This is a genomic window from Bradyrhizobium sp. 2S1 (genome assembly GCF_011516625.5).
Classification (GTDB): domain Bacteria; phylum Pseudomonadota; class Alphaproteobacteria; order Rhizobiales; family Xanthobacteraceae; genus Bradyrhizobium; species Bradyrhizobium septentrionale.
Map to the genome: position 1 here is coordinate 6,474,310 of NZ_CP147717.1, position 25,154 is coordinate 6,499,463.

The window sequence follows — 25,154 nt, forward strand, 5'->3', positions numbered from 1 at the left end:
GGATGGTCGCGTGCGTGGACTGTCGGCGCGGACAATGTCGGGGCGGAGTCTGGTCTCCGAGCCGATTGCATTTGTCGCGTTCGATCGCGGATTGGAGCAAACCCTCGCCGATCTCGGACGCTGGGACAGCGAGCGGTTGCGCGGACAGCTGTTCGACCAGCTGCTGCCGGCCTCGGTGCCGTTCCACACCTATCAGGGCTGGAAAGCGCGCTTCTGGCCGGCCATTCAGTCCGACGTGTCGTCCGAGGCCGCGGTCGTGCTGATCGGCGACGTCAGGGTGGACGAAAGCATCGAGAGCCTCGAAGCCCAGCGGCACGCGGCCTGGACGGCGGCGAGCCTGCCAGCACAGGGATTCAGCCAGTTCGATCCGAGAGCTGCGCGCGAATTTGTCGACGGCGATGCGGCCAACAGCGAGTTTTTCGTGTTCTGCCTGAGCGGGACCATCCTCGCGGAAGACGCCCTGCAGCGCTTCGCCGAAGTGTTCGCTTCAGAAATCGACTGCGATCTTGTCTACGGCGATGTCGAGGTCCAGGGCGGCGCCGTCTGGCCGCTGGCGTTTTCGGCCTTCGACCTCGAACGTGCGCTCGAGCAGGCCTATGGCGCGTATTGTTTCGCGGTGCGCCGGGAACGTGCGTTGGAAGCGCTGCGATCCGCGACGTCGCTCTACGATATCTTCCTGTCCTGCGTGGAGCCTGATCGCACGTTTCATCTGCCGGGATCGGTTGCGGCATTGCCGCGGATCGATGCGTTGGCTGCGACCGCCGAACTGATCGCCGCAAGCGAAGCGCATTTCGCCAGAGCCGGCATGGACGCGAATGTCGAGCCGCGAAAGGCTGGCCTCCTGCCGGCCGTTCGGGTCAGGCGCGCGGTCGATTGGAACGCGCGCACCACCATCATTATTCTGAACAGGAATCGCGCCGAGCTTCTCAAGCGGTGCATCGAGACGGTGACGCCGGCAGTACATGAGACCAATGCCCGGATTCTTGTCGTCGATAACGGCTCGACCGAACCTGAAACGCTGGACTATCTGGAGAGCCTGTCTGCGGAGGAGATCGACGTCATTTCGGCCGAGGGGCCGTTCAACTTCGCAGCGATCAACAACGCCGCCGTCGATTGCGTCGACACGGAGAATATCTGCTTTCTCAACAACGACGTTCAGGCGCTCGACGACGGCTGGCTGGCGGAACTGTTGTGGCGGCTGGCTGCTCCCGATGTCGGAGCTGTCGGTGCGAAGCTGCTCTGGCCGAACAGCGTCGTGCAGCATGGCGGAGTGGTGCTGGGCACCAACTTCTTCGCCGCGCACGCCTTCAATGACCGGATGGATGGCGATCCCGGCTACGGCGATCTGCTCCAGGTGGCGCACGAATGCTCGGCGGTGACCGCGGCGTGCCTGCTGATGCGCAAGCGCGATTTCGTCGCCGTCGGCGGCATGGACGCGATCCGCTTTCCGATCAATTTCAACGATATCGATCTGTGCCTGAAGCTGCGCCAGCTCGGAAAGCGGATCGTATTCACGCCCGACGCGAAACTCGTTCACCTGGAGTCGGCGAGCCGGGGCCGTGATTCCGCGCCGGATCGCAAGGCCCGCTTCAATCGCGAACTGGCGATGCTGCGCGCGAAATGGGGAGCGGTGCTGCTCGACGATCCCTATTACAGCCCGCTGCTGGGGCTGGATTCGGCGCCGTTCTCTGCACTTGCATGGCCGCCCCGGTCATGGAAGGCGCGTGCCAATTTGCCGCCCGTTCCGACCGTTCCCCCGATCGGAATGTAGCTCGACATCCTCGACCAACCAGTCGCATACGGCAGCGATCGTCGCGTCGGCATCAAAGCCAGGCCGCAGCTTCAGGTCGGTTGTTCGGCCGCGCCCTGGTGCCGGAATCCACGCTGTTGCGGCGGCCGGCAGCCCGGTTGCCAGGAGCGCGTCGACCAGTGGATGTCCAAACGCCGGCGCGCCGATGTCGAGAACCAGTTTCGTGATGCCGTGACCCGCGATCAGTGTGGCAACGTCGGCCGTGGCGATCTCGCCGGTGACCATGACATTGGTCCGCTGCATCAGCTTGAGATCGTCGAGGGTGGTGCCCAGCACGATGATCTCGATCTCGTCGTCGGCGTCGGCCATTTGGTCGCTCAACGCGCGGATGAAGCGAAATTCCGCAGCGCTGGCGTGGAGGGCAAGCAGGCCGAGACGCGCCGGGCCGCTCGCGGCGTGAGGAGGCGCTGGCGATGCAGACGGTTCGCCGAACCTGACCACTCGCAGGTCGAGCACCGCGTCCGAAAAGTCGGCGCCGCTCTGGCTGATCGCAGTCACGCGTCGCGCCACAGCGATCAGGCTTGACCAGTCGGGATCAACACCAGCCCCAATCGCGGGGCGCGTTGCAAGCGCGGTGTCGGTGATCAGGAGGTCGTAGACGAAGCGCTGGGTGAGCTGTGCCAGGCATGCGTTGGGGATGCGGTTCGGCTCTGCGATCGTAAGCGAGCGGATGTCGAGACCGGTGAGAAACTTCAGAAAGGCCTCGCCGCCCTGATGCGTCGCGACGTCGAATGCGATCGACTGCGGTGTTCCACCGTCGGGGTCGAACGCTGCAGCCAGCTGGCGTTGTCCCTCGGAGCGGAAATGCACGATCAGGCTGCGCTCGCCCTCCGCCGCGAGCTGCCGGCATCGCCTGATGGCGATCGCGCGGCCAACCGAGGAGCCGCAGAGGACGACGTGCGGGCCCGTGGCGCGCGCTTCGTTCGCAAGCAGCTTGAGCTCAAGCGCCGCGCGGCAATCGCGCAGCGGATCGGCAAGCAGGAACGCCGCGCACTCGGTCGCGTAGCGCCGGTAGCGGTGCTCGAGAACGCGAAGGTTGCGCATCACCAGCGAGCGCTTCTCGCCAAGAAATGAGCGTGACCCCTCATGTCCGACGAACACCGAGGGGATGCATACGTTTCGGAATCCGGCCTCTGCAGCACGCAGGCAGAAGTCGACGTCTTCGAGATAGCCGCGATAGAAGTCGTCGGACAACTCACGCACGGCCTCGAGGCATTCGCGGGTGATGTAGAGGCAGAACCCGATGCCGTTGGGGATGTCGATCGCGATGCCGGAATTCGCTGCGCCGGCAAATTCATCCAGCAATTCCAGTTCGGCGGGCGGGGGCAGGGGGTTCGATCTGTTTGCGACCGGGAAGCTGGTGTATTCGCCATTGTTCGATAGCGGCGTCGCGGTACCTATCCCCGGCATCGATCGCACGGCGCTTCGCAGGCGCTGCAGCGCGTGTTGCGGCACGATCGCATCCGAATTCAGCAGCACGACATCGCCCGCCGTCGTCTCGGCAAGGGCCCGGTTGACGGCTCCGACGAATCCAAGATTGTGCGCATTGGTCAGGAGCCGTATGCGGGAGTCCGCAGCCAGCTCGCCGAGCAAATGCTTGATGTCGGGTTCAGGCGATGCGTCGTCGACGACGACGATGGTCGAATCCGGCGTGCAGGCTATCGCGGTCAATGCGCTCTCGATGCAGACGCGCGTTGCGGTCAGATCCCGATACACCGGGATGATGATGGTGAGCGGCGGTGTTTCGCCGTGCCCGGTGCGAGCGGGCCTATGCGGCGCGATCCGGCGATCCGGGGCGCGGTTGGCCGGGAGTTGGAGACTTGCGATGACCCGGTCCGCCTGCGTGATCTCGAGCAGCTGCGAGGTCGTGGACGCCGGCCGCATCAGGCGGAAGCTCGCGGCGCGTCGCCCGTGGAGCGCGAATCTGTGGCGGGGATCGGAGGGAAGCGTGACGGTGCTCGATTGGCCCGCCTGCGCCAGTGAAAGATGCGGGGCGTCCGCTCCGCGCCATGTCACCCATCCCTTCACCTCCTCATCGAGGAAGTCGACGCGGGCGCAGCTGTCCTGACCGGCCTGTTCGAGGAGCAGGAGGGCGCCCCTGACCGAATCCGGATCGTCGTCGCGCCGCGCGATGCTTCGTGCGGCGTCGATCTGCTCGGCGCCGTCGCCCCATGCCATCATGCGCCGCGCGGCGACCAGATCGTCCGGCTCGAGCTCGAGCGCCCTTGCCACGCTGGCGACAGCCGCATCCAGGAGATCGAGATGAAACAGCGCTTGCGCACGCAGCAAATGGGCGCGGGCGTCCGCATGCGGCAGAATCCGGCAGCGGCGATCGGCGAGCGCGAACGCCAGGCGGAAGTCGCGTGCTTCGAGCGCCCTGACGGCGGCGCGCTCGAGATCGATGTGGTGGAGCGTTCTGGACGTGAAGGCGATCCTGCGCGCGTCGGCGGTCAAATCTCGCCCTCATGCGCCCGCATGGTCAGCCGGCCGTCTTTGCGGCGCTCTGCAGGCTCCGGAACACGCGCACCCGTCCCTCCAGGCGCGGTATTTGATTGACGGGCTCAACGCGCCTCGGCTGCTGGGGCGCAAGCGGTGCTGCCTGCACGCGGCGCTCTTGGAGGTTGAGCTTGAGGCCGACCAGCGGTTCCCGGCCTGAAGGGCCCGACACCACGATCCGGTTCCCGGACACCCGCAGCGCCGGAGCTCCCAAGAAGATGGTCTCGGCCGAAATGGCGTAGCGATCGACGCCGGGGCCGGTGGCTTCGAGCGAGAATCCGGTGATGGCCAACGCGCGTCCCCGGGTTCCGGCAAAGGTTCCAATGGAAACGAACTGATTGTCGCCCCGCTGCGGCCTGGCGAATTTGACGGCATATTGCAGGTTGAGATCGTGCGGCATGTTCGGCCATTCGAGGCAAATTCCCTCGATCCGGGCCGGAGCCGACGGTCCGGCAATCCAGGCGTTGGCACCGACCGTCACGTCGCCCAAACCCGCAACATGTGCGAGCAGCTTGAGGTCGTCCAGCTCGCCGGCGCCGGCATTGGGCTCGGGCTCGTAGGTGTCGACCGGCTGCGCGACCGGCTGTCCGGCCGGCTGCCCAACCTGCTGTCCCTGGGTCAGCGGCTCGATCTTGATATTGGCGGCGGTCGACCCGCCGGCACGTCCTGCCGTGACCTCGACGATCAAGCGGCTTGGCCGGGCGACCGATACGACCAGCGCGCTCTCGGGCGCGAACAGGGTTCCATTGACCACGTCCGGCCCGGTAATGATATTACAATTGTTAAGACTGGCGCGATCTGCATATACGCGCACCACCGGGGGTGACGTCTTATCATCTGCGCCATTGTACCGGACCAGGAAGAGACCTCGTGCCAGGTCAACGGTTTTCTGCTGGATCTGTTCGTTCATCGCCCGCCTGTGAACCTAACCGAATGTGTCGATATATCTCTCACACAGTGTGCCCCAAAAATTGATGTGATAGAAGGGGTCTTAATGTTAATCTGGTAAGATTGTTTCACCCGTGCAGATCGATGACACACGCCCGGTCATGGTGCCGACCCTGACCTCCATGGAAGATCGCGCGGCCGGGGGGCGCGCTCGCCCGCCGATGAACGTCCTCTTCGTCCACAATAACTTTCCAGCCCAGTATCGCCACATCGCGCGTGCGCTTGCGGATCAGCCCGGAAACAGGATCGTTGCGGTCGGTTCGTCGACTGCAGTCACTTCGCCTGACATCCGGCTGATCAAATACTCGACCACAAAGGCGGACGCCGCCGCGGTGCATCCCTTTGCCCGCCGTTTCGATACCGAAGCGCGGCGCGCGGAAGAGGTTCTGTATGCGCTGTCATCGCTGTCGGGGCAGGGCTTTGTCCCGGATCTGATCTTCGCCCATCCCGGATGGGGCGAGACGTTGCCGCTGCGCACGATGTTTCCGAGGGCGAGGATCATCCTGTATTGCGAATTCTACTATGGGGCCGAAGGCAGGGACGTCGGCTTCGATCCGGAATTTCCCATGACCGGCCTTGATGGCAATGTCGCGCTCCACCTGAAAAACGCGACCACGCTGCTGGCGCTCACCGAATGCGACGTGGGCGTTTCACCGACGCCATGGCAGCGGTCGACCTTTCCCGCCGAGTTTCGCAGCAAGATAGAGGTCATCCACGAGGGCGTGGACACCGACGAGGTGAAGCCCAATCCCGTCGCGAGGCATCAGCTTCCGAACGGTGCGACACTCTCGGCAGACGACGAAGTGATCACCTACGTCTCGCGCAACCTGGAGCCGGTGCGCGGCTTCCACGTCTTCATGCGATCGCTGCCCAGGATCATGGCCGCGCGGCCGAATGCGCAGGTCGTGATCGTCGGCGGCAGCGGCACATCCTATGGCGCGCATCCGCCCAAGGGCGCGAGCTGGAAGTCGACGTTCCTGGACGAGATCAGGTCGGACATCGACCTGCGCCGCGTGCATTTCCTCGGCCGAGTTCCCCGGGAACAGTATCTCGAGCTGCTGCAGATTTCCTCGGTGCACGTCTATCTGACCTATCCCTTCGTGCTGTCATGGTCGCTGCTGGAGGCCATGAGCGCGGGGTGCGCGGTGGTGGCGTCCGACACCGCCCCGCTGCGCGACATCATCTCGGATGGCAACGGTCTCCTCGCGCCGTTTTTTGATATTGATGCGCTGTCGGATCAGGTAATCTCGGTGCTGTCACGGCCCAGGGCCTTCAAGAAGATGCGGATGAAGGCGAGGAGCTTTGTGAGAGACAATTACGACGCAAAGCGGGTCTGCTTGCCCCGGATGCTGACGCTCGTTGGATGACGGCGTCCTCCCGCGCACCCATGGGAAGAATGCCAGGAGTTTGCGATGCCGCTTGTGATCTCAGTTGCCCAGCGTAAGGGCGGGGTCGGAAAGACGACCCTTGCGGTCTTGCTGGCCGCAGAACTGGATCGGCGTACGCGCGCGGTGGGACTGGTTGACGCCGACTCCCAGGCGTCGGCGTGTCACTGGGCCGAGCCCGGCAATCTGTCGTTTCCGGTCTACCAGCTCGATCCTGAAACCAGGCCGGTCGCCGAATGGGCCACGCTGATGCGCCAGGTTCCGCATCAGATCATCGTCGTGGACTCCGCACCGAACGATCGGGCGCTGGGTGCCGTGCTCGCAGTCGCCAATATCGTGCTGATGCCATGTACGCCCTCCGGCCTCGACATCGAGGCGACCGCAAGGACGCTCGACATCGTGCGGGAGGTGCGCGCCTCGCGGCGAACGGCGCTCCGCGCCATGATCGTGCCGAACCGCGTCGACCACCGCACCCTCGAAGGCCAGCAATTCATCGAGGAGCTCGATACATTCGAGGAAGCGATCGGGCCGACGATCGGAAGCCGCTCGGCCTATGTTCGCGCCTTCGCGTTGGGGCAATCGGTTGCCGATTTCGCCGGCGGTACGCCCGCGGATATCGAGATCAAGACGCTTGCCGATCTCGTCATGAGCTGGAGCGGGATCGCGCCGCGACAGCGCGTGACGATTTAACAAAGCGCGCCGGCCGCTCACGCGTGGCTAACCATGCCGGCGTGGGAACAAAAAATTCTGCGGCGCCATCGGCGCCTTCATCCGGCGGCCGTCTTGGCAGAAATCGCGGAATAGGGCCGCGAAAGCCCTAACGTTAGGGTTTGTCGATGGTCGCAGATCGGCGCGCGCGCCATCGCGGTAAGCCGAAATGCCCGCCATCGGGAGGAACCCTTGCTTGGTTAATGCATTGCTCGCGCAGAGCTGAGCATTTGAGGCAAATGCCGCCGCGCGCTTGAGGCTAGGCTCAAGACATTTCCCGTACATGCTTCCCGTCACGGTGGGGAGTGAAGAATGTACAACGTCAAGAGAGTGGTGGCCCTGGTTCTGGCGATCGTTGCGCTCGGGACAAGCGCACGGGACACGCAGGCCGGAATGATCGGCTTTCCGCTGCCGCTGCGGGGCGTGATCGAGAAGATCCGCTTCAGCGAGCCGACGCTGGCGCCGATGGCCTACACGATGTTCTGCATGCGCTATTCCGACGAATGCAAGCAGAAGCCGCGCGCCCGAATGGTGTTCCGCGGTGGTGCGATGCGCTTGACCAAGCAGCGCATTGCCGACCTGATCGAGGTCAATGCTTCGGTCAATCGCCACATCACTCCGCAGCGCAATGAACGCGGCCTTGCCGGCGAGGAATGGCTAATCAATCCGGCGCGCGGCGATTGCAACGACTACGCCGTCAGCAAGCGCCATGAGTTGCTGGCGCGCGCCTGGCCGATGCGCAATCTGCTGCTGAGCGAGGTGGTGACCTCCTGGGGCGAGCATCATCTGGTGCTGGTGGTCCGCGCCAAGGGCGGCGACATCGTGCTCGACAATTTGAACGCGCAGATCCGCAACTGGTCGCAGGCGCATTACCGCTGGGTCAGGATGCAGACCCCGGCGAACCCCGATCACTGGGCCGCGGTCGCGCAGCTCGGCGCCTGAATTTTTCAGTTAGCTCCATCGATCGAAAGTGGCGCGGCGAGACATTTCGCCGCGCCACTTTTCATATGAGGGACCCGCGATTGCTGGACGGCTGCCACCACGTTGCCGGAACGATTGGCGGCGTGACCGGTTGATGTCGATCCAACCCATCGAGGCATCGACATGAAGCTGGCCTGTCTTGTCACAACTGCGGCGCTGGTCGCAGCCTCCGGCGCTCCGGTGCTTGCGCAGGGCACCGGGCAGACCACGCAAGGCGCGGCAACCCGCTATTCGATCGATGGACCGGGCGGCGGCGTTCCGACATCGCGGCCGCAGGCGACCCAGCCGGTGCCGCCGGCAACGCCGGTTTACCCTTATGGGAGGCCGTCGCGACACGCGCCGCCGGCCGGGCAACGGACCAACGTCCCGCTCGGGTCGCGTTAACCGTCACGTCAGCGGCAAATCCGTTCGGTCTTAACGCTAATCCCATCGTCATTTTGCCGCGTCAGACGGAATGTCGTACCCATTCAGTCGCTGCGTCTGTTGAGATGCAGGATTGGTCCGCGCAGGGACGACATTTTCAATGGCAAGCAGGGGTTCGATACTCATCACGGGCGGCGCGGGATACATTGGGTCCCACTGCGCCAAGGCTGTTGCCGAGGCGGGATTTGTCCCCGTGGTCTACGACAACCTGTCCACCGGCCACCGCAACTTCGTGCAATGGGGACCGCTGGTGATCGGCGACGTCGCCGATCACGGCAGGATCGCCGCCACCATCCGCGAGCACGATGCGCTTGCCGTGATGCATTTCGCCGCGTTCAGCGCCGTCGGCGAGTCCGTCGCGGATCCGCAGAAGTACTACACCAATGTGACCGGCACGCTCGGCCTGCTGCGCGGCATGCGGGAGGCGGGCTGCGACCGCCTGGTGTTCTCCAGCACCGGTGCCGTCTACGGCAACGCCGGACGCGATCCGATTCCCGAGAGCGCCGCAGGTCCGACCGTCAATCCCTATGGCCGGTCCAAATTCATGATCGAGCAGATGCTGGCTGATTATCGCGCGGCCTATCAGTTCAAATCGGTCTGCCTGCGCTATTTCAACGCTTGCGGCGCCGATGCCTCCGCCACCATCGGCGAGCTTCGCGATCCCGAGACGCATTTGATTCCGCGGGCGCTGATGGCGCTGCTCGGGCACGTGCCTGATTTCGCGATCTTCGGCGAGGACTATGAAACGCCTGACGGCACCGCGGTGCGCGACTACATCCATGTCGACGATCTCGCTGCCGCCCATATCGCAGCGCTCGAACTGCTGTTGAACGGCGGCGCCGGCGGCGTGTTCAATCTCGGCACCGGCACCGGCTATTCGGTGCGCGAAGTACTCGACGCGATCCGCGCCGTGACCGGTGAAGCGGTGCCGAGCGTGGTGCGCGAGCGTCGGGCCGGCGATCCGCCGATCCTGGTGGCAGATCCCTCCAAGTCTGAAAGCGGCCTCGGCTTCAAGGCGAAGCGGTCCGATCTCGGCTACATCATTCGCTCGGCCTGGGCGTGGCACCAGAAGGCGCATCCGCGCCGGCGATAAACCCGCGGCCGCGAGACTTCAATCCAGGGTGATGTAGTGCTGCTCCGCCAGCCGGGCGAGGAACGGCATATCGACGAAGCTTGCCACCAGGAAGACGGCGACCAGCGCCAGCACGATCAGCATCAGGCCGCGCTCGCCATAGAGCTTCTCGGGTTTTTGCGCTGATGATCCCGGTGATGTCGACATCGAAAAATAGGTGGTGAACAGCATCACCACCAGCGGCATCGCCAGGATGTATTCGATGCGGTACTTCACCAGGAACACCGAGAGGAAGAACACCGAGAACAGCGAGTAGCTGAGGCAGGAGGCGGTCAGCGACACCTCGCTATAGTCTGAAAAGCTCGCGCGGTAACGCGCCAATAGCTCCCTGCCGTGGGACGCGGCGATCTCGCGATATTCGGACAACCGCTTGGCGGCCATCAGGAACGCGCCGCCGAACCAGTAGCACAGGATCACCGAGCCCGGCGGCAGCGACGTCGGGTCGATCATGGCCCAGCCGATCAACAGCCGCAGCGGATTGTTGACGGATTCCGAGATGACGTCGAAATAGGCCTTGTCCTTGCTGCGCAGCGGCGGGACATTGTAGACGATGCCCTGCAGGGCAAAGATGCCGGTGGCGAACAGCATCAGCCGGCTGCTCGCGGACGCGCAGACCAGGCCAAGCGCGACCAGCAGCAGCCATTCGATGCCGATGATCTTGCCGTCCATTGCACTCTGGACCGCGGAGCGCTGCGACTTGGTCGGGTGATGCCGGTCGAAGTCGCGGTCGAACCATTCGTTGATGACGTAGTTGGCCGACGCGATGCAGACCGCGGCCACAAGGCCAAGGACGATTGAGGCGGCAACATGATCGCCTCGTACGCCGCGCAGTAGGCAGGCGAGGATGATCCCGGGAACGATGAAGATGTGCTTGGTGCTGTGATCGAGCCGCAGGATGGTGAGGTACTGCCGGATGCCCGCGGCAGGCGGCTTGCCGGTTTCGAGCTTGCTGTCCATCAGCGCCATCGCGTGATCCTTTCCAGTTGTCCTCGATCTCGGCGATCGCCTAGTTGAGGAGGTAGACATCGAAGCTTTCGTCGGTCCTGGCGGGGCGGAAGCGGCGGATCATCGTGGTCGCTTCGCGGAAATCGCGGAAATCGCGGATCTGCGCGGGCGAGGCGCGGAATGTGCGCCAGTCCTTGCCCTCGTCGTAGGTCCGGTCTGGCGTGATCTCGTCGAGCCGATAGGCCAGCAGGATGATGACGGGCGCGCCGGTTGTGTCGCGGAGCTCGCGCGCCAGGCGCAGGGTCTCGCCGAGATCGCTGTCCATCCTGCCCTTGCGCGAGAAGATCACGACGCTTCCGAACTTGTGGTCGCGTGCGAGATAGACCCGGTTCTTGACGTAATAAGGCAGCGCCTCGACCAGGTACTCCGGCTCGCTGAGGATGACCGCGTTGGCGAGATCGGCGCGTGAGGCGATCAGGCGGCCGAGATCGGCGCTGCGGCTTGCGACGACGTCGGTCGCCGCGTTGCGCAGGTCGTTGATGCCGGCGGCGGTCTGGATCGCGAGCGCCAGCAGCAGCGAGATGCGTCCGATCGCGGGCAAGAGCCCGTCGAGCCAAGTTCGAGAGGTCGACGCTGCGGTGACCTGGCGCCAGCTGATCCAGTAGAGCGCGATCAGGAAGCACAGCCAGACCGCGGCGTGGCGGTAGGCGCCGTTGGCAGCGACGGCGAAGAACAGCGACGTCAGCAGGAGCGCGGCGATGGCGGCAAGAAAAGCCGGACGTCGCGGCAGGAGGGCGAGCGTTGCGGCAAACAGCAGGACCGATCCCACGATCCCCGGCAGCAGATTGGCAAACAGCGCCCCCAGTGACGTCGCGCCGGGGTTCACCAGGGACAGCATGGCGGCCGTCAGCGGTGACGAGTGCGACCAGTCGCGGGCCGCCGCGTCATTATAGGTCGGCAGCATCGTCACCGCGCAGATGACGACGCCGATCGTCGCGATGATGGCGTTGATCGCGAAATTGGTCAGTTGCGGCGACCAGCGCCGACCATGGGCCTCGAGCAGGTCGAGCAGCCAGAACAGCAGGAACGCGCCGGCCATGATCGCGCCGACGACATTGGTGTTGGCGAGCAGCAACAAGAGTGCGCCGAGCAGGACGCCACGGTCGCGGTGGGCCGGATAGCAGGCCGCGATCGCAAACAGGAACAGGGCCGAGATGCCGTAATTCCTCGCCATCACGACATATTCGAACAGCAGCGCATGGCCGGTGATCAGGAGCAGGACCAGCGGCCGCGGGAACGGCGACCGGAAGATCAGCAGCGCGACCGTGACGAGCCCGGCCACGAAGGCGACGCCTGACAGCACCTCGACGCGGCCGAACACGGCATGCGCACCGCGCAGCAGCAGGTACCAAAGGGCGGGGTGGCCTTCGCCGTGCAGCCCTCTCAGCATGGCGATCAGATCGTCGCCGTTCAGCGCAATGGTGAGCGCGCGGACTTCGTCGCGCCACATCACGTGACGGGCGATCTGGAAGCCCACCAACGCCATCCATCCCGCAAGCAGCAGGATGTCGCGCCAGGATCGGCGGTCCCGCTTCGGCGCGAACAACCAGTCGTCCAGGATCTGCCAGGGACGGATCAATGAACCACGCTGCGGTTCGGTACGATAGGGTTGGAGCACGGCGTCATCCGCGAGCTGCGTCATTTGTGTTAACGATAAAAGCCACCTAGAATACATTAACGTTATGATCAAACCAGACTAACATTTATGACGTCGACGCCGGCCCAGAGGACGGTCAGGGACATCAGCCCTGCGCACCCCGAGGTGGAGTTCGCGCTGGTTCTGGCGCGAACCATCGACTTCGTGAGTTCAGATCCGCAGCAGCTGCGCAGCGCGGTCTTCGAGCTCGCGCGGCAGAAGCTGCAGCAGCTCGCCCATGAGGATCCGAACGAAAAGCACCGCCTGCTGCAGGCGCTGGAAGCGGCGATCGAAGGCGTCGAAGCGCACACCCGGAACCATCCGGTCGAGAAATTCCCGGTGCCGCCGGCGCGGGCGCTTCCGGCATTTCTGGAGGCGGCGGGCGCCGCGCGGAGGATCGAGGGGCCTCCCTCGATTGATGCCGAGGACGCATTCATCACAACGCTCGATCGCGCCGAGCCGGTCGAGCTGTTGCGCCGTCCGAAATGGTCGTCGTCGGCGCCGCTGCGTTATGTGGCCATGCTGGGCTTCTTTGGACTGATCGCGGCCGTTGTCCTGCTGCAGCAACGCGGTGTGTCCTGGGAGCTGCGCGCGCGATGATTGCGGGCGAGCCCACGCCGGCGCCGGTTGAAACCCAAAAGCCGGCCGTCATCGCGGCGGTGCCTGCACCGGCCGTTGCCGCTGCGCCGCCGGCGCCGAAACGGCCGTTGCCGACCGCTTACGGCGTCTACGCCGAGAGCGGTGGCAGGCTGTACGAACTGCAATTGATCCAGGGGCGGGCGCCGGATCCGCGCGTGGCGATTTCGGCTGCGATCACCAGGCCAAGCGAGACCGCATTGCCCGACGGCCATCTCCGCTTCATCGTGTTCCGGCGCGAAGGCAGTAGCGGCGCCTCTGACCCGATCGATGTGCGCCTGATCGCGCGCGTGAACCAGCAGACCACGTTCGACGCGACCGGCAAGCCGGTGGTCTCGCCGGGTGACGACACCTGGGTGATCCGCAACATCTCGATCCCGTTCCGCGCCGCGCCGTTGAGCGAGGATCCGCAGATGTTCGAGGTCCAGCCGCGCGACGACGCGCCGCTGTCGCCGGGACGCTACGCGCTGATCCTGAAGGCGCAGGCCTACGATTTCACCGTCGAGGGCGCGGTGACCGACAAGCGGCATTGCCTGCAGCGGCTGGCGGCCGCAAATGGCGTGTCTATTCGGAATGTGAGAAACCGTGAGCGGCGCTTGGCTCCGGTTCAGTGCCGTGCTGGCGCTGCTGATGGCGTCGAGTGCCGCCGTCGCAGCACCCGATGCCGAGACGGCGAAACGGTGCTTGCGCGCAGCCTACATGGTCTACCCGTACAAGCGGCCGGGCGCCGCGCCGATGAATGGCGACCGGCTGCACTTCTTTCAGCAATGCATGGCGCAGGGCGGCAGCACGTCCGCGGAAGTCCCCAAAACCGATTGAGCCGGAATGATGCCCTGCGCAGCCGCAAGTGTGGCTTAGGGCGCAGCGCGCCGGCGGCTCAGCTCGCGGGATGTTCCGCGCGCGATCTCAACCGGCCGAACTGGCTGCGCAGCACAAGCAGCACCAGACGACCGGCGCCGATGCCGGCGAGACCTCCCGCCACCTTGACGACCGCATCAAGCAGCCGGCCGTGGCGGTCCGGCGTCAGCAATTGCATCGCCTCGAGCGTGAAGGCGCTGAAGACGACAAAGAGCACGATCAGCGCGGTGCGCCGCGGATAACCCAGCACGAAGGCCATTGCCATCACCGCAAACGCCGCGAAACGCTCGGCCTGCGGATTGGCAAACGAGGGCCGGTCCTGGATTGAGGACAGTGTGACGAATGCGATGAAGGCCAGCGCGAGCCAGCCGACAACCACTGCGAACGTCCTGATCTTTGAAACAAGCAATGATCTTTTCCGATCCCTGTGCCCCCGCCGCACCGTCGCTGGATTAGCCCATCGCAGGGGTCGGCGACATGGAAATGGCCGCCGAAGGTTAACTGCCCGCTGTCTGTGCAAATGGTCACAGCGCTGACGGCAGTGGTTCGGCGACGAAGGGACGGCCGGCCACACGTTCAAGTCATGGGTATTATAATACATACAATTGAAACCCGAACGCGCTTCGTCCGCATCTTATTGATGGAACCCGTAAGGCTTGCGCGCGTCCTGGGGATGGTGCACCTGACGAAATATTTAGGTTCGTCTGGCTGTTCCATTCATAGGCCGTTCACGGCGGGAAGCCTCATTTGATACCGGATATCGCAATGCTCACTCTCGGAGGCCAATGTGCGTCTGCTCGTCGTTGAGGATGACCCGGATCTGAACCGCCAGCTCACCACCGCGCTGACGGATGCCGGCTATGTGGTCGATCGCGCATTCGACGGCGAGGAGGGGCATTTCCTCGGTGACAGCGAGCCTTATGACGCGGTCGTGCTGGATATCGGCCTGCCGAAGATGGACGGTATCTCGGTGCTTGAGGCCTGGCGGCGGAACAAGCGGGTGATGCCGGTGCTGATTCTGACCGCACGCGACCGCTGGAGCGACAAGGTTCAGGGCTTCGATGCCGGCGCCGACGATTACGTCGCCAAGCCTTTCCATCTCGAGGAGGTGCTGGCGCGGATCCGCGCCCTGCTGCGCCGGGCGACCGGGCATGCCCAGGTCGAGCTGGTCTGCGGGCCGGTGGCGCTCAATACCCGCACCAAGCGCGTCACCGTCAACGGCAACCCGATCAAGCTGACCTCGCACGAGTACAATCTGCTCGACTATCTGATGCACCACACCGGGCGAGTGGTCTCGCGCACCGAGCTGGTCGAGCATCTCTACGACCAGGACTTCGACCGCGACTCCAACACCATCGAGGTGTTCGTCGGCCGCATCCGCAAGAAGCTGGAAGTCGATATCATCCAGACCGTTCGGGGCCTCGGTTACATGCTGTCGCCGCCGACCTAGAGCATGATCCGGAAAAGTGTGAAGCGGTTTATCATGCTTAAACAAGAAGCTAAGGCGCGATCACGATCTGATCTGATCGCGCTCTAGCGCGTTTTCGAGCGAAGCCTGTCCCGCACTTGATGCGGGATGGATACCGGTTCACTCGCGTGAAGAAAACGCGACCAAACAAAAGGATAAGAGCACATCCTATTCAAACGGATCATGCTCTTAAGGCGCTTGATCGCCATGCGGGCATCGGCATGATCCGATTCGGGAGGACTGGATTCGCCAATGTCTTTTGCCGCTGAATCTGTTGCCGCTGACACGATGTTCGGGCCCGTGCCCTGATGGGCGGCAGCTCGCTTGCCACCCGCCTGTTCGTCTCGGCGACTGCCTGGGTGGTGGTGATCCTGGCGATCACCGGCGTCATCCTGTCGTCGGTCTATCGCGACGCCACCGAGCGCGCCTTCGACCGGCGGCTCAATCTCTATCTGCGCACCCTGATCGCCGAGGTGGCGACGCCGGACGAGCCGGCGGACCGCCAGTTTCAGTCGCTCGGCGAGCCGCTGTTCGACCTGCCGCTGTCGGGCTGGTACTGGCAGATCACCCGCACCGACACCGAAAAGGGCGAGACCCGCGCCTCGCGCTCGCTGTGGGACAAGAAGCTGCCGAAGCTCGAGGAGCACGGCGCCGAGCTGACCGCAGCGGGCGTCCGCCTCGGCTATGTCGACGGACCCGAAGGCCAGAGCCTGCGCGTGGTGGAGCGTCCCGTCGATCTCGGTGCCGACGGCAAGTTCCTGGTCAGCGTCGCCGGTGACGCCACCGAGATCTTCGATGAGACGCGCAGCTTCGACTATTATCTGTTCGGCACCTTTGCCGCCCTCGGCATCGTGCTGCTGCTGACCACGATCTTCCAGGTGCGCTACGGCCTCGCGCCGCTCAAGCGCATTTCGGATTCGATCGCCGATATCCGCTCCGGCCGCGCCGAGCGGCTGGAAGGCCGGTTTCCGGTCGAGATCGCGCCGCTGGCACGCGAGACCAATGCGCTGATCGATGCCAACCGGGAGATCGTCGAGCGCTCGCGAACCCATGTCGGCAACCTCGCCCATGCGATCAAGACGCCGTTGTCGGTGATCGTGAACGAGGCCGCTGGGCATGCCGCCGATCCCTTCGCCAGCAAGGTGCTGGAGCAGGCCGACGTGATGCGGGACCAGGTCGCGCACCACCTCGAGCGTGCGCGGATCGCCGCCCGGGCCTCCATCGTCAGCACCATCACCGACGTCGCACCCGCGATCGAGGCGCTGCGCCGGACCATGGAGAAGATTCATCGCGACCGCGACCTCGCCATCGAGGCGAAGGCCGATCCGGCGGCACGGTTTCGCGGCGAGCGGCAGGACCTCGAGGAGATGGTCGGCAATCTCGTCGACAACGCCTGCAAATGGGCGGCCTCGCAGGTGTTCATCGAGGTCACAGTCGTGCCGCCGGAGGCGCAGGGCGCCGGGCCGAAGCTGCGCATCGTGGTCGATGACGACGGACGCGGCCTGTCCGAGGACGAGCGCGCCCAGGTGGCGCGGCGCGGCCAGCGGCTCGATGAATCAAAGCCCGGCTCGGGGCTTGGCCTGTCGATCGTGACCGACCTCGCCGGCCTCTATGGCGGCAATCTCACCCTGAATAACGCGCCGGTCGGCGGCTTGCGGGCCGAGCTCGTGCTGCCGGCGGTATAGCTCTCGCTTCGGCGCCGTCAGTATTCCTAAACGGCTTCTTAACGCGCCCACCTCTATCATCGCGGGGCGGACGGGTTGCGGCGGTTTCGCCGGGCACCAAGCTTTCACGACCGGGCGGATGAGCCAGAAATCGACCGAGCGGCTGAGGGATTATCTCGCACAGCTTCCGCCGCAATCGCAGGCGTTGCTGATGCGCGAGCTGGAGCGCGCCGTCGAACGCGGTGACGACGTCACTGTTGCCAATCTGGTCCTGGAGCAGCTGCGCAAGATCGTGCGCGGAGCCGAGGAGGACGAGCAGATCGAGCCGCGCAGCGACGATCCGGCGCGGCTGCTGTTCCGGCCGCTCGAACCGTTCCTTGCCGAGACCAATTTCCCGACGCGAGCGGGCCAGCTGCGGCGCGCCTCACTGCTGCCGATCTGGCAGTGGCTGGCCCGTGAGGGCGCGCCGGAGGCGGCCCGCGAATTCGAAGCGGCGCTCGCCGCGGCCACCGAGAGCGGTCCGATGGAGATCGCCGCGCGCAAGTTCCAGCTGGCTGCCGCGGAAGCCATTCTCAAGATTGCGGCGCCGGCTCAGGGCGACGATCGCCAGCGTGCGTTGTTGCGCGTCGGTCCGACCAGCGTGGTCGAGGATTTGCTGCCGATCGGCCTGGTCCTGCAGGCCCGCGAAGCGCTGGAGACCCTGGGAAGCCGGCTGCCGAGCCAGATCCGGGTGTTCGCCGATTCCCAGATCGCCTCCGCCACCGAGGCGCTCAAGCTGCCGTCGCTGCAGACGCCGCAGCTGTTGCCCTTCGCGTTGTCATTGATTGCGCAGCGGCTCGCTGCGCCATGGCAGATCATCCGCCTCGCCATCAAGATGGCGGCCTCCGACGACGAATTGCGGGTTGCGGCAACGCCCTACGGCGTCGCCGTCACCATCGCGCTGCACGACCTGTCATTTGTCGCGGCCTGTCTGCGCACCGACATCAGGCGCGGGCATTTCGATTATGTCGGTGAGCAGCTCAAGACCCTGCATGACGGCGTCCGCGGCCTGCGCACCGAGTTCGATCTGCGCAACGATTCCACCTGGGGCCGCCAGCTCACCTCGGTGCGCGCCGATACCTCCAACGCGCTGCAATCGGAGATCGACAGCGTGCCGGGCCGGGTCCGCCGCATCCTGCGCCAGCGCGCCGACAAGGATATTGCCGCCGGCGCCAAGATCGACATGTCCGAGGTCGAGGACGCCGCCGCCCTGATCGATTTCGTCGCGGTCTGCCGCACCTATGCCAGCGAGCTCGCCATCAACGAGGTGACGCTGCGGACCTTCTCCGACCTGCAGCATTATGTCGAGCAATCGACCGAGGGGCTGGTGCAGTCGCTGCGCGGCGGCGACGCCCGGGTCCGGGCGTTCCGTCAACAGCAGGTCAAGGCCGCGATCCGCTTCTGCGAGGTGCTGTTCGGCCACGACTACGCCTCGCTGATGAACCGGGCGGCCGAAAACGCCGTGACCGGCGAGCGGAAATCCTCCCGCGCGGGGTAGAGCTCTCAGTGTCCTTTAAGCTTTCGATACAACGGTTCGTATCCCTGAAGTGTTAGGGAGACAGCTCCTTTCAGGCAGTACAGGATTGCTGGCATCCCACCCAATCCGATCCAATTTACATTCTGGGCTGCCCTCAACGTGTCGCTGTCTGGAGAGCTGGCGCCGGTTGTTTGGACAGCGCCCCGCGGGATTTAAGTGGATTCCTGCCGGGTTATGCTGAACGCGGGGCCTTACGATTTTGTCGTTGCGTCGGGAGGGCGTAGCCCGACCAGAGCGACGACAAAATCGTCGGCGACGGTCATGCGGCCATCACCATAGCTTGCGTGCCGAAGTAAGCCTCGTCGGGCGTGCGCCCGTCAAGGCTCGAGTGAGGGCGTCCCTGATTGTAGAAGGCCAGATACTTGGCAATTGACGCTCGCGCCTCGGACACGCTGTCGTAGGCGCGGAGATAAACTTCTTCGTATTTGACCGTGCGCCAGAGCCGCTCGACAAACACGTTGTCGCGCCAGGCGCCCTTGCCGTCCATGCTGATGGCGATCTTCGCGTCCAGCAGCACATCGGTGAACTCGAGGCTGGTGAACTGGCTGCCCTGGTCCGTGTTGAAAATCTCGGGCCTGCCGTGCTTCGCCAACGCCTCCTGGACCGCTTCGACGCAGAAGGCCGCCTCCATTGTGATCGAGACGCGATGGGCCAGGACCCGTCGGCTGAACACATCGACGACCGCCGCGAGATAGACGAAGCCACGCCGCATCGGAATGTAGGTGATGTCCATTGCCCACGCCTGGTCGGGCCGCTCGATCTTCAATCCGCGCAACAGGTACGGGTAGATCTTGTGACCCGGTGCCGGCTTACTCGTGTTCGGGCGACGATAGACCGCCTCGATCCCCATGCGCTTCATCAGCGTCGCGATGTGGCGGCGACCGGCGTATACGCCCTCCCGCCGCAGCAACGATCGCTGCATACGCGCTCCCGCGAAGGGATAATCGAGATGCAGCTCATCGAGCCGACGCATCAAGGCAAGGTCCTCGGCCGAAACTGGCCGAGGTTCATAGTAGACCGTGCTGCGAGCCAGCTTCAGGACCTTCGCCTGGCGCACGATAGAAAGATCATGACCGCGGTCGATCATCGCTTTGCGCTCAGCAGGCCCGCCTTGGTGAGCGCGCCGGACAAAAAATCGTTTTCCAACGCCAGCTCGCCGATCTTGGCATGTAACGCCTTCAAATCGACCGGCGTCTCGGCCGACGCCTTGTCATGCCCAAACACGCCGGCGGCGCCTTCCAGGAGCTGGTTTTTCCAGATCGTGATCTGGTTCGGATGAACATCAAACAGTTGCGCCAGCTCCGCCAGCGTCTTGTCGCCTTTGACCGCAGCCAAAGCAACCTTCGCCTTGAATGCCGGAGAATGCATCCGGCGGCTCTTCTTCGTCATCTTCGCTCCTGATTCGCAGCAAGAATCCTCGCCGCTGTCAGGCAGAAAATCCACTCAAGCTACTGTCCGAATTTGCGGAGCCAGCTCTCTGGTTCGTTCTTGTGTTCGAGCCATGCATAGTCTCGGACATAATTTATTGCGGTTTTGACAGTGATGTCCGTGCCCCTGAACTGCATAAGTGGATGTCGCAGAAACTCATCCAGAGTCATCGTCTTGATAATCTCTCGAGTTGAGGGGTGTATCTTCGGATCGTAATTGATCCTCATTGTAGGGTCGGAATAGATAGTAAAGCGGAATTTCAGTTGCGCCCTGCGGTTCGCAAGGCTCGTGATCGACGGATGATCCAGCAAAAGTCTACGTAGAGGTCCGACCGACTCGAAGAGGTTTTCTTGGGTCGGATTGTCGTGACACCGAATAAGCTTCTCAAAGTTATAAATGAATAATTGCTCAGGGGTGAACATGAGCGCATCCCTCACTTTGTTCGCCGCCAGGGCGGGCGACAAACGCTTGCGAAATTTCGGAATAATGGAAGTGTGCAGCTGATTTGCCCGACATGTCAAATCTTCGGGTACCGGCGGCGGCCGGCTACTTTGCATGGGGTTGTTTTCGATATTTTGCCGGCGCGCGCCTTCGCGACGGGTATATTGGCGCATCGGGTCCGAACTGGTGCTCGCTTCGCCCGAAAACGCTCTTGCAGTACCGCCGGACCGGCCACCGGAAGCCGCCTGTTCCCACTGTCCTCCGATCCAGCAATTGTCAATTGCCGGGCTTGGCGCCGGTAGTGTAAAGCGATTCTAAGGCGGCTTGCCGGAAGCCGCCGTTCCATCCGGGAACCGTTTGATGACGCTGTGGTTTGTGTTCGCGCTGATGACGGTCGCGGCGATCTTTGCCGTGCTTTGGCCGCTCAGCCGACGCGGGCGGGCGGATACCGGCGGCAGCGAGGTCGTGGTCTACCGCGACCAGCTCGCCGAAATCGACCGCGACATGGCCTCCGGCATCATCGGCGCCGCCGAGGCCGATGCCGCGCGGGTCGAGATCAGCCGCCGGCTGCTGGCCGCCGCCGACCAGAGCGGACGCGAAACCCCGGTGCAAGGCAGTCTCACGCTGCGGCGCGCGGCTGCGATCGTGGCCCTGGTCGGATTGCCGGTCATTGCCTCCGGCTTCTATCTCGCGCTCGGCTCGCCGCGGCTTGGCGACTTCCCGCTTTCCGAGCGCAGCCGGGTCGCCGACGCCAACCAGCCGCTCGCCAATCTGGTCGCGCAGGTCGAGGCCCATCTGGAGAAGAACCCGACCGACGGCCGCGGCTGGACCGTGCTGGCGCCGGTGCTGTCGCGCCTCGGCCGCTACGATGACGCCGTCCGCGCCTATCGCAATGCCATTACCTACGCCGGCGACAGCGCCGATCGCCGCGCCGATCTCGGCGAGGCGATGATCGGGACCGCCGGCGGCGTCGTCACCGCGGAAGCCAAAACGGAGTTCGAGCGCGCGGTCGCGCTGAATGTCGATGACGCCAAGGCGAATTATTTCCTCGGCCTTGCCGCCGAGCAGGACGGCCGCAAGGCTGACGCCGCGGCGCTATGGCAGAAGATGCTGGCGAAGGCGCCACAGGATGCGCCGTGGCGGCCGCTGGTGCAGGCCGCGCTGGTCCGCGTCGGCGTCGTCAGCGCACCCGGCGGCGTCAGCGCACCCGCGTTACCGGACAGCGCGGTGGCCGCGGCCAAGGACATGAGCGAGGCCGATCGCGGCACCATGATCCAGGGTATGGTCGATCGGCTGGCAACGCGGCTGAAGACCAATGGCGACGATGTCGAGGGCTGGCTGCGGCTGGTCCGCGCCTATCTCGTGATGGGCGAGCGCGACAAGGCGATGAGCGCGCTCGCGGATGCCCGTCAGGCGGTGGCCAACGATGCCGATCGGTTGCGTCAGCTCAATGAGGGGCTGAAGAATCTCGGGCTGGATGGATAAATCATGACGCCGAAAAGTGCACAGCGGTTTTCGGAGAACGTCATGCGCAAGGAAAAACCATGACCAGGAAGCAACGGCGTTTGACATTGATCGGCTGCGCGCTCGTCGTGCTGGCGATCGCCGCAGGCCTGGTGCTGAACGCGCTGCGCGATTCCATCGTGTTCTTCTCGACGCCGTCGATGGTCGCTGAGAAGCACCTCGGGCCGGGCAAGCGTTTCCGCCTTGGCGGCCTGGTCGAGCAGGGCTCGCTCAAGCGCGGCGACAATCTCGCCGTGACCTTCACCGTCGCCGACGGCGGCGCGACGCTGCCGGTCGCCTACAAGGGCATCCTGCCGGATCTGTTCCGCGAAGGGCAGGGCGTGATTGCCGAAGGCGCGCTCGATGACAACGGCGTGTTCCGCGCCGACACCGTGCTCGCCAAGCATGACGAGACCTACATGCCGAAGGACGTCGCCGACGCGCTGAAGAAGCAGGGCCACTGGAAGGACGATTACGGCGCCAAACCAAACAGCATGCCGAGCGCCTCCGCGGCGCCGACCCAGGGAGCGATGCGGTGATCGCCGAAAGCGGACATTACGCCCTGGTGCTCGCGCTCGGGCTGGCGCTGATCCAGTCGATCGTGCCGATCGTCGGCGCGCGCTGGCGCGATGCGGCGCTGATGAACGTGGCGCGCTCGACCGCGCTCGCCCAATTGCTGTTCGTCGCGGCGTCGTTCGCCGCGCTGGTGACGTTGCACGTCAGCTCGGATTTCTCGGTCGCCAATGTCTACGAGAATTCGCATTCGCTGAAGCCGCTGCTCTACAAGATCACCGGCGTGTGGGGAAACCATGAAGGATCGATGCTGCTGTGGGTGTCGATCCTGGCGCTGTTCGGCGGCCTCGTCGCAGCCTTCGGTAACAATCTGCCGCTGTCGCTGCGTGCGCATGTGCTGGCAGTGCAGGCCTGGGTCGCCAGCGCGTTCTATCTGTTCATCCTGATCACCTCGAACCCGTTCCTGCGCATCGCCAATCCGCCGCTCGAGGGGCGCGACCTCAATCCGGTGCTGCAGGACATCGGCCTCGCGGTGCATCCGCCGATGCTCTATCTCGGCTATGTCGGTTTCTCGATCTCGTTCTCGTTCGCGGTGGCAGCGCTGCTGGAGGGAAGGATCGACGCGGCCTGGGCGCGCTGGGTGCGGCCGTGGACGCTGATGGCCTGGATCTTCCTGACGCTCGGCATCGCGATGGGCTCCTACTGGGCCTATTACGAGCTCGGCTGGGGCGGGTGGTGGTTCTGGGATCCGGTCGAGAACGCCTCGCTGATGCCGTGGCTTGCCGGCACCGCGCTATTGCATTCGGCGCTGGTGATGGAGAAGCGCAACGCGCTGAAGGTCTGGACCGTGCTGCTCTCGATCCTGACCTTCTCGCTGTCGCTGCTCGGCACCTTCCTGGTGCGTTCCGGCGTGCTGACGTCGGTTCACGCCTTCGCCACCGATCCGACGCGCGGCGTCTTCATCCTGCTGATCCTATTCGTCTTCATCGGCGGCAGCCTCTCGCTCTATGCCTGGCGCGCGCCGACGCTGAAGCAGGGCGGGCTGTTCGCGCCGATCTCGCGCGAAGGCGCGCTGGTGCTCAACAATCTGCTGCTCACCACGGCCTGCGCCACCGTGTTCATCGGTACGCTGTATCCGCTGGCGCTCGAGGTTTTGACCGGCGAGAAGATCTCGGTCGGCGCGCCGTTCTTCAATTTCACCTTTGCGCCGCTGTTCGTGCCGCTGCTGCTCGCGGTGCCGTTCGGGCCGCTGCTGGCCTGGAAGCGCGGCGACCTGCTCGGCGCGGCGCAGCGGCTGATGGTCGCCGGCATCGCAGCGCTGGTTGCGATCGCCTTGGTCTGGGCCTGGACCTATGGCGGTGCGACGCTGGCGCCGCTCGCGATCGGGCTTGCGGTGTTCGTGATATCAGGCGCGCTGTGTGATCTCGCCGAACGCGTCGCGCTGTTCCGGATTCCGCTGTCGCTCTCGCTGCGCCGTGCGCGCGGCCTGCCGCGTGCGACCTGGGGCACCGCCTTCGCCCATGCCGGCCTCGGCGTCGCGCTGATCGGGATCGTCTGCGAGACCACCTGGAACAGCGAATATATCGGCGCGATGAAGCCGGACGACGTCGCCCGGGTCGCCGGCTACGAGTTGCGGCTCGACGGCGTGAACGCACGGCAGGGGCCGAACTTCCGCGAGATGGTCGCGCAATTCACCGTGACCCATGACGGCGACAAGGTCAGCGTGATGACCCCGTCAAAGCGCAACTTCACGACCCGCGGCGCCTCGACCACGGAGGCCGCGCTGCTGACCCGCGGCGCCAGCCAGCTCTACATCTCGCTCGGCGATACCTCGGCCGACGGCGCGATCGCGGTGCGCATCTATCACAAGCCGCTGGTGCTGATGATCTGGTGGGGGCCGGTGCTGATGGCGTTCGGCGGCATGCTGTCGCTGTCCGACCGCCGCTTGCGGGTCGGTGCGCCGAAACCGGCCAAGGCGGCGGCGCGCGCATTGCAGGCGGCCGAGTGATGCGGCCGCGCGGTCTTGCAGCCGCCGTGCTTGCGGCGACCCTGATGCTCGGTGCGATGCCCGCCCGGGCGGTGCTGCCCGACGAGATCATGGCGGATCCGGCCAAGGAGGCGCGGGCGCGCGAGCTCTCCAGGGAACTGCGCTGCATGGTTTGCCAGAACCAGTCGATCGACGATTCGGAGGCGCCGCTGGCGCGCGACCTCCGCCTCCTGGTCCGCGAACGCATCGCGGCCGGCGACAGCGACCGCCAGGTGATCGATTTCCTGGTCGCCCGTTACGGCGAATTCGTGCTGCTGAAGCCGCGCCTCAATGAGCATACGCTGCTGCTGTGGCTGACCCCGCCGCTGGCGCTTCTGCTGGGTGGTTTTGCGCTCTGGCGGCTCGGCCGGCGCAAGGCAAATTCGGCCGCGGGCGAGGGCGATTCCGCCCCCGGGTTGACCTCCGACGAGCAGGCCCGCCTGGAACGGCTCTTGGCGGCTGAATCCGGGCCGGACAGACCGGTTTAGTTCCCCCTTTTAAGCCCTTTATTTGCCTG

General features: G+C 64.7%; 21 protein-coding genes. 15 read left to right on the plus strand and 6 right to left on the minus strand.

Annotated features, from left to right (window positions below; all coding sequences use genetic code 11):
- The first annotated feature begins 10 nt into the window (after positions 1-10).
- Positions 11-1,771 carry a glycosyltransferase family 2 protein gene (locus HAP54_RS30460; RefSeq protein ID WP_224741725.1) on the plus strand — a complete coding sequence of 587 codons (1,761 nt, stop codon included), beginning with the start codon at positions 11-13 and terminating at the stop codon, positions 1,769-1,771.
- Here the strand turns inward: HAP54_RS30460 and HAP54_RS30465 are convergent.
- Positions 1,712-4,264 (minus strand): glycosyltransferase, encoded by a 2,553-nt coding sequence (locus HAP54_RS30465; protein ID WP_166293805.1) that lies wholly within the window; start codon positions 4,262-4,264, stop codon positions 1,712-1,714. The genes HAP54_RS30460 and HAP54_RS30465 overlap by 60 nt on opposite strands.
- Positions 4,265-4,289: 25 nt before the next feature.
- A complete protein-coding gene (locus HAP54_RS30470) occupies positions 4,290-5,216 on the minus strand; it encodes a hypothetical protein (protein ID WP_224741724.1) in 927 nt (308 codons plus the stop codon).
- A gap of 112 nt (positions 5,217-5,328) precedes the next feature.
- On the opposite strand from HAP54_RS30470, the gene HAP54_RS30475 reads away from it, so the two are divergent.
- The 5 genes from HAP54_RS30475 (at position 5,329) to galE (ending at position 9,844) form a co-directional block, all read left to right on the plus strand.
- On the plus strand, positions 5,329-6,621 hold the full coding sequence (locus HAP54_RS30475) for a glycosyltransferase family 4 protein (protein ID WP_339156776.1): 1,293 nt from the start codon (positions 5,329-5,331) through the stop codon (positions 6,619-6,621).
- 45 nt (positions 6,622-6,666) lie between these two features.
- Entirely contained in the window at positions 6,667-7,329 is a 663-nt protein-coding gene (locus HAP54_RS30480) for a ParA family protein (RefSeq protein WP_029082364.1), read from the plus strand.
- 330 nt (positions 7,330-7,659) lie between these two features.
- Positions 7,660-8,289: a transglutaminase-like cysteine peptidase gene (locus HAP54_RS30485; RefSeq protein ID WP_166293807.1), complete on the plus strand. Its 630-nt coding sequence runs from the start codon at positions 7,660-7,662 to the stop codon at positions 8,287-8,289.
- A gap of 162 nt (positions 8,290-8,451) precedes the next feature.
- Entirely contained in the window at positions 8,452-8,712 is a 261-nt protein-coding gene (locus HAP54_RS30490; RefSeq protein WP_166293810.1) for a hypothetical protein, read from the plus strand.
- Positions 8,713-8,851: 139 nt separating this feature from the next.
- Positions 8,852-9,844: a UDP-glucose 4-epimerase GalE gene (gene galE, locus HAP54_RS30495; RefSeq protein ID WP_166293812.1), complete on the plus strand. Its 993-nt coding sequence runs from the start codon at positions 8,852-8,854 to the stop codon at positions 9,842-9,844.
- 18 nt (positions 9,845-9,862) lie between these two features.
- Here galE and HAP54_RS30500 read toward each other — a convergent pair whose 3' ends face one another.
- Positions 9,863-10,849, minus strand: coding sequence for a UbiA family prenyltransferase (locus HAP54_RS30500; RefSeq protein ID WP_224741722.1), 987 nt, complete (start codon positions 10,847-10,849; stop codon positions 9,863-9,865).
- Between the two features lie 40 nt (positions 10,850-10,889).
- A complete protein-coding gene (locus tag HAP54_RS30505; protein ID WP_224741721.1) occupies positions 10,890-12,506 on the minus strand; it encodes a hypothetical protein in 1,617 nt (538 codons plus the stop codon).
- Between the two features lie 87 nt (positions 12,507-12,593).
- Between HAP54_RS30505 and HAP54_RS30510 the strand changes: the two genes are divergently transcribed.
- From HAP54_RS30510 to HAP54_RS30530, 5 genes are all read left to right on the plus strand, one after another.
- Complete coding sequence (locus tag HAP54_RS30510; protein ID WP_224741720.1) at positions 12,594-13,124, plus strand: hypothetical protein; 531 nt, start codon at positions 12,594-12,596, stop codon at positions 13,122-13,124.
- The gene (locus HAP54_RS30515) at positions 13,121-14,260 is read left to right on the plus strand and encodes a hypothetical protein (RefSeq protein ID WP_339156777.1); all 1,140 of its coding nucleotides are present in this window, start codon (positions 13,121-13,123) and stop codon (positions 14,258-14,260) included. The genes HAP54_RS30510 and HAP54_RS30515 overlap by 4 nt, the downstream gene beginning before the upstream one ends.
- A 545-nt stretch (positions 14,261-14,805) precedes the next feature.
- Positions 14,806-15,468, plus strand: a complete 663-nt coding sequence (locus HAP54_RS30520; RefSeq protein WP_163154879.1) for a response regulator transcription factor — start codon at positions 14,806-14,808, stop codon at positions 15,466-15,468.
- A 326-nt stretch (positions 15,469-15,794) separates the two neighbouring features.
- A complete protein-coding gene (locus tag HAP54_RS30525) occupies positions 15,795-17,171 on the plus strand; it encodes a sensor histidine kinase (RefSeq protein WP_166293813.1) in 1,377 nt (458 codons plus the stop codon).
- Positions 17,172-17,289: 118 nt separating this feature from the next.
- Positions 17,290-18,687, plus strand: a complete 1,398-nt coding sequence (locus HAP54_RS30530) for a hypothetical protein (protein ID WP_166293815.1) — start codon at positions 17,290-17,292, stop codon at positions 18,685-18,687.
- 298 nt (positions 18,688-18,985) lie between these two features.
- Here the strand turns inward: HAP54_RS30530 and HAP54_RS30535 are convergent.
- Both HAP54_RS30535 and HAP54_RS30540 read right to left on the minus strand, forming a co-directional pair.
- Positions 18,986-20,115 (minus strand): IS3-like element ISRj2 family transposase gene (locus HAP54_RS30535; RefSeq protein ID WP_166204126.1). Its coding sequence is split into 2 segments (ribosomal slippage): positions 18,986-19,863 and positions 19,863-20,115, totalling 1,131 coding nucleotides; the frame shifts between segments, so codons are not numbered across the junction.
- A 59-nt stretch (positions 20,116-20,174) separates the two neighbouring features.
- Positions 20,175-20,768, minus strand: a complete 594-nt coding sequence (locus HAP54_RS30540; RefSeq protein WP_166293817.1) for a hypothetical protein — start codon at positions 20,766-20,768, stop codon at positions 20,175-20,177.
- 187 nt (positions 20,769-20,955) lie between these two features.
- Here HAP54_RS30540 and ccmI point away from each other — a divergent pair, with 187 nt between their 5' ends.
- From ccmI to HAP54_RS30560, 4 genes are read left to right on the plus strand one after another with little or no spacing between them, the layout of a single operon-like run.
- The gene (gene ccmI / locus HAP54_RS30545) at positions 20,956-22,080 is read left to right on the plus strand and encodes a c-type cytochrome biogenesis protein CcmI (protein WP_166293819.1); all 1,125 of its coding nucleotides are present in this window, start codon (positions 20,956-20,958) and stop codon (positions 22,078-22,080) included.
- 59 nt (positions 22,081-22,139) lie between these two features.
- A complete protein-coding gene (gene ccmE / locus HAP54_RS30550; protein WP_029082351.1) occupies positions 22,140-22,637 on the plus strand; it encodes a cytochrome c maturation protein CcmE in 498 nt (165 codons plus the stop codon).
- Entirely contained in the window at positions 22,634-24,619 is a 1,986-nt protein-coding gene (locus HAP54_RS30555) for a heme lyase CcmF/NrfE family subunit (RefSeq protein WP_166293821.1), read from the plus strand. The genes ccmE and HAP54_RS30555 overlap by 4 nt, the downstream gene beginning before the upstream one ends.
- On the plus strand, positions 24,619-25,125 hold the full coding sequence (locus tag HAP54_RS30560) for a cytochrome c-type biogenesis protein (protein WP_166293823.1): 507 nt from the start codon (positions 24,619-24,621) through the stop codon (positions 25,123-25,125). Before HAP54_RS30555 ends, HAP54_RS30560 begins: the two co-directional genes overlap by 1 nt.
- Positions 25,126-25,154 lie beyond the last annotated feature (29 nt).